We start from the raw sequence: 6158 nt of genomic DNA, 5'->3' as shown, positions 1-6158 counted from the left end.
ATCTACAGCACATTATACCACCAAAAGGCATGGACATAGGAAAAACATAAATCATACTCTATGAAAAATGGCAAAACGATGATTATATAACGAAAAAGAGGATGCATCATTTTGACACATCCTCTTTTTTGTTTCTTTTAATGAAACTGATTGTCGCTGAATTCTTTTGATGTTGCTATCTTTTTGATAGATATAATTATCTATATGTTGTTTTTGATTTTGTTTTTATTTCATAGCTTTTTCTGTTATCTTTTGTTTATTCCCTTTGTTTTTCTTGCTACTTATATCTTTTTCTTTTGTATCAGAGATGAATCGATATTCGTTTTATTGTGTCTTTTTGGTGATTATTATTATTTTTCTGTGATATTTTGTTGTTTATTAGATTAAATATATATCTTTGTGGTGTTGTTAATAGGTTTTAATATGTATTTATAATGTATTTTATTAACTAAACGAGGTTTATTCATGTTTAATCAAAGGAGGGATTTATGAAAAGGAAACTTACATTGATGCTGACCTTTCTGTTTGTATGGATGGGAGTAGCATGGTCGCAAGGATTAACGGTGAAAGGTGTGGTGACTTCAGAAGAAGACGGGCTTCCTATTGTAGGAGCATCAGTGCTGGTGAAAGGTACTACCCAAGGAACCATCACCGATGTGGATGGTAATTTTGAGATTTCAGGTGTGAAGGCTGGAAGCAAGACCTTGATTGTTTCATTTGTGGGAATGAAAAGTCAGGAGGTAGCGATAAAGCCCAATATGAAGATTGTATTGCAGTCGGATACGGAAACCTTGGATGAGGTAGTGGTTACTGCAATGGGTATTTCACGAGAGAAGAAAGCATTAGGATACGCCTTGCAAGAAGTAAAATCGGATGAAATTACTCAAGCCGCACCGTTGAATGTGGCTAATGCACTTTCGGGTAAGATTGCCGGAATACAGATTACTTCACAAGGTGGACAGGTCGGAGCCTCTCAAAATATTGTGATCCGTGGTAATTCCTCATTTGGAAACAATGCACCTTTGATTGTGGTGGATGGGGTACCTGTACAGAATGATAATGGAACCGGTTCATCTGTCAATCTGGGTTCAGGTTTGAACGATATTAATCCGGAAGATATTGAATCCATATCAGTATTGAAAGGTGGTTCGGCAGCCCTTTATGGTATGCGTGCCGGAAACGGTGTTATCCTTATCACAACCAAGTCTGGTAAAAAAGATAAAGGTGTACAGATTTCGTATGATGGAAGTTTTACGGTTGACCAGATTTATAACTTGCCAAAACTTCAGAACAAATATGGGCAAGGATATTACGGAAGTGAGTTCGACTGGAAAGAAGGAGGTTACAGCGATGTCATGTCATACGCAGATTTTGCTGTACAGCATGGATTCTCCTACTACGACGGTATGGGAAATGGTGTGAATGATAATGCTGACGAGTCTTGGGGACCACGTTTGGATATCGGTCTGATGATTCCACAATTTAATAGCCCGGTTGTGAATGGTGTGCGCCAAGCTACTCCGTGGGTATCTCATCCGGACAATATCAAAGATTTCTTTGAAACGGGTTACTCACAGAGTCATATGATTTCATTGACTACTTCCAATGAAAGATCATCCACTCGTGCTTCGTTGGGATACCGCGATCAGAAAGGTACTACACCCAACACAGACCAAAAACGTTACTCTATTGCCATAAACTCGAAGATGAGTGTAAACAAGTATCTTGACTTCGATTTGTCTGCAAACTTTGTCCGCACCAAGAGTGACAATCTTCCTGGAACCGGATACAGCGGTTCAAACGTACTGCAGTCCTTGCTGCAATGGCATGGACGCCAGATTGACATAGAGGATTTGAAGGCAAATTATGACCAGAAGGACGAGATGGGTAATTATACTCATTATAACTGGCAGCAGGCTTATGCCACGAATCCGTACTGGGTGCTGAACCATAACTTGAACAAATACACCCGTGACCGTTTCTATGGTAAGTCTTCTATTTTTATCAAGCCGACTGACTGGTTGAAGTTTGAAGGACGTCTTGGCTTTGATCACTTCGATTCAAACCAGTTGTCTAATATAGAATGGAGCGTGGATTACCCGGATGGATATTTCCGTAACTACGATCGTCGTACCACGGAAATCAATGCCGATTTCATCGCTTACTTCACCAAGCAATTCGGTGACCTCAGTGTGAATGCGTTGGCTGGAGCTAACTATCGTGACTATGCGTATGAGATCAATACCATAGGGGCTGACCAGTTGACCGTTCCCGGACTTTATACCGTAGCGAACGCAAAAGGAACAGCTTATACTGCACAGAACCATGAAACACGGCGTTCGAACTCTGTGTACGCCAACCTTTCATTGGGGTGGAAAAATCAGCTTTATGCAGATATCAGTGTGCGTAACGACTGGGATTCTACCATTAAGGATGCATTCTTCTATCCGTCATTTAGCGGTAGCTGGATTTTGACAGAAACACTTCCGATGCTGACCAGCGGGGGTATTCTCAATTTCCTGAAGCTTCGTGGTGGATGGGCTAAAATTGGTAATGCCACAGATCCATATGTATCTAACTCATATTATTCAGTAGTATCTGCACCGTTTAACGGTACTACGCTTTACTACAATCCTACGACTTATCCCGCACGCGATTTGCGTCCTGAAATGATAAAGACATGGGAAGTAGGTCTTGAGGCAAGCTTGTTGGATAACCGTATCCACTTCGATGGAGCTTATTACCAGAAAGTTACTACCGATCAGATTATGCAAGCTAATGTCGCAACTTCCACTGGTTATAGTTCTATGTATATCAATGCAGGTAAGGTAAGCAACAAAGGTGTTGAACTTCAGTTGTCGGCCGATATTTTCCGTAATCCAAAAGGGTTCAGCTGGACTACTACATTTAACTGGGCAAAGGATAAAAGCCGTATCGACGAACTTTATACTGATCCTGTTACCGGACAGAAACTGGACGCTTATGAAATCGGAAGCAGCTGGAGCTGTACCAGCTATGCAATACCTGGTGAAAGCTGGGGAACACTTGTAGGAACAGGATATGTATATAATGACGATGGTTCCATTCGGGTAGAAAACGGAATGCCGGTATATGAGGATGCCAAAAAAATCGGAAATGTAAGTCCGGACTGGTTGGCTGGCTGGAGCAACGAATTTACTTACAAAGACTGGAGTTTCGGGTTCTTGCTTGACTTCCGCAAAGGGGGAGATGTTTACTCTGTTTCACAGGCTTTTGGTACACAGACAGGTATATATGATTTTACTGCAGCGGGAGATATTCGTGAAAACGGTGTGATTGCAGGTAAGAACGTGATGACCGACAAAGTGTTCAAGACAGCCGACGGTAAAATCAATGATGTGGCAGTGAATGCGGAAGACTTCTTCTATAACTTCTATACCATCTGCGAAATGTCAGTCTTTGATGGTTCTTACTTGAAGTTGCGTGAAGCACATCTTACTTATACCTTCCCTAAACAGCTGTTGAAGAATACATTCATCAAATCAGCGAATATTTCACTGGTTGGAACAAACTTGGCATTGTTATGGGTACATAGTTCGAACCTCACTCACCTTGATCCGGAATCTACAACAGGTTCAAGCAATGGAGACGTAGGTTTCGAATCAAACGCTTACCCTCCTTCACGAAGCATCGGTTTAAAATTAGGAGTAACATTCTGATAAAATTAATTTAAAAGGAATTGACTATATGAAAAGATATATTAAGAAAATCATCATGGCATTCATGGCTGGAGCTTTAATTTGGAGTGCCACCGGATGTACGAACTCGTTTGAGGAAATCAACCAAGACCCGGACAATGCAACCAATGTTCCAAATGGGAACCTTCTTGCCTATGTTATTTACTACACTTCCTATCGATTCAATGACCGCTGGTTTGCGATGGATGAACCTATGACTTTCTGCGGTTATGCGGCAAAGATGAGTTACATCGATGAATCGCGTTACAGTTATCGTACGGGTATACAAGATAATAACTGGGAATATGTATACCGTATCCTGAATAATGTGATGGATTTGCAGGGACGTGCCACGGCTGGTTCGAATCTTATGAATGTGGCCAAAGTGTTGGAAGTAACTGTCATGCAGATTGCTACCGACAGATGGCGTGACGTTCCTTACAGCGATGCCGTAAAAATGGGTGAAGGTATTCTTACTCCTAAATACGATAAGCAGGAAGACATTTATCCGGCCTTGCTTGCGAAGTTGAAAGAAGCTGCCGATAGTTTTGCCAGCAACGAGGGAACCGATGATATCAGCGATGGTGACCTATTGTTTGGTGGGGATATCACAAAATGGCAGAAGTATTGCAATTCACTGCGCCTTCGTTTGGCTATCCGCATATCTGAGGTCAGTCCTGAGCTGGCACAATCAACTGTGGAGGAAGTGTTGGGTGATCCTTCACGCTATCCGATTATGGACTCTAATGATGACAATGCATTCTTCTGGTGGCAGGGTTCCGATTCTAACTTTTTCGAACCGATAGCCGACCAGTATCGTACACGTAAAACGGAATATTGTGCGTCCGACGTGATGGTCGACAATTTGTTGGCGGCCGACGACCCCCGTATTGGCATTTATTTCACTCCTACTCCGGCAAGTCAAACGGAGGGTGATGACGATTATACCGATGGAACCCCTGTGTATAGAGGATATACTATCGGAGCTTCCTCAAATGCGGTTTCTAAATTATATTCGGTATGGAATTATAAATACGGGCAGGATTTAGGAGGATTTTCTCCTTGGATGCGTGTAGCCGAAGTATATTTCCATATTGCTGAGGCTGCCATGCTGAACTATAATACGGGTAATTACGGTACTGCGGCCGTCAACTATGAAAAAGCCGTACGTTTTTCTATGGTTGAAAATGAAGTAAGTGATGCAGACGCAACCGAGTATCTGGAAAATGGAGGTAAATTTGACAACACGTTAAAGAAAATATGGTACGAAGAATGGGTGGCTATGTTTAAGCAGGCGATGGAAGGTTGGTCGTTGTACCGTCGTACGGGAGTTCCTGAAAACAACTATATTGCTCCGGGGCGTCCTGCTCAGTACGCGAACCATAATGTGCCCCCATTGCGTTCACCGTATCCTTCAACCGAACTGAATTTGAACGCGGCCAACAATGCACCTTATAATGCTGAAGTCGTGGATAACTTATGGGGTAAACCTATGTGGTGGGACACCAGAGAAGGTGTATATTAATCTACTCTTAAAGTTGACATTGGACAGAAGGGGTGTTCTTTTGATAGACCCTAATGTATATGTCTCTCTTTTAATTTGCATTTTGAAGGGGTTTCTCAGTGATGAGAGGCCTCTTTTTTACTTTATGTATGTGTTAACCACTTTGAATATTATTCCTTGAAGGTTAATATGTGTTGTAAAACATGATTTTTCGGCTGTATTCTTTGTGGTTTTCCCGGTAATGCTTACTTTTGCACTGTGTTTTTCATAGTATTAGATTTAAGGTTAACAAAGGTTGGAGTTCAGCGGAACTCCTTTTTTTATGTCCGTAGGTGAGGTTTCCTTTTTTCTGTTTGCTTGTTTTTCTGTAAGTTTTCCTTTAAGCCGTTTCTTCTGTTTTTCCCGTAAGCGCCTGTTTGTTCTTCCTTGTAAGCGTCCTGTCTGTTTTTATGCATTCCGTATTTTTCCCTTTCAAGCGTTCCATATTGAAGAAATGCCGGTGAGATAATCCTTCGTTGCCTTTAAGATTTCTATGTTTCTGTCAGGAGAGACGTATGTTTCCCTGCCGAGAAACGTACGTTTTCCAAGGCGGAAACATACGTCTCCCGAGAGGAAAACATAGAAAATGTCGGGGTCTTTTAACAAAAATGTGCCTGCGGTGCGGGTTTTACACATGCACGCATATGCGCGCACGTACACGCCCGCGCGAAATACATAATGTAGGACCTTTCCCGTCCGCTTTTAGCAGCGTCAAAAAATATTCACCTATAACCTTCTTGTTCCCAGTAATTTACGAAATTTCTTCAAAAAATCCGCAAAAAAGTATTGCGTAAAAGTTGCAGGAAAGGAAAAAGTGCGTACCTTTGCAACCGCTTTCGAGAGGGAGAGCCGCTGAGAATGACAGACTGACAAAGAGAGGCAGACACTTGAAGGCGCTG

2 protein-coding genes are annotated in these 6158 nt (G+C 42.0%); both read left to right on the top strand.

Annotation, left to right across the window (positions count from 1 at the left end; translation table 11 throughout):
* Positions 1-488 precede the first annotated feature (488 nt).
* On the top strand, positions 489-3698 hold the full coding sequence (locus tag H6A28_RS14655) for a SusC/RagA family TonB-linked outer membrane protein (protein WP_204481023.1): 3210 nt from the start codon (positions 489-491) through the stop codon (positions 3696-3698).
* Positions 3699-3726: 28 nt separating this feature from the next.
* The gene (locus H6A28_RS14650; protein WP_204481018.1) at positions 3727-5241 is read left to right on the top strand and encodes a SusD/RagB family nutrient-binding outer membrane lipoprotein; all 1515 of its coding nucleotides are present in this window, start codon (positions 3727-3729) and stop codon (positions 5239-5241) included.
* Positions 5242-6158 lie beyond the last annotated feature (917 nt).

It is taken from the genome of Bacteroides mediterraneensis, assembly GCF_016900355.1.
Lineage (GTDB): Bacteria > Bacteroidota > Bacteroidia > Bacteroidales > Bacteroidaceae > Phocaeicola.
The sequence above is the reverse complement of the archived record's forward strand: the minus strand, read 5'-3'. Positions and strand labels throughout refer to the sequence as shown.

What these genes read in the sequence shown, in the direction of transcription:
- H6A28_RS14655 (WP_204481023.1), top strand. Translation starts at nt 489, where the DNA reads ATGAAAAGGAAACTTACATTGATGCTGACCTTTCTGTTTGTATGGATG.
- H6A28_RS14650 (WP_204481018.1), top strand. Translation starts at nt 3,727, where the DNA reads ATGAAAAGATATATTAAGAAAATCATCATGGCATTCATGGCTGGAGCT.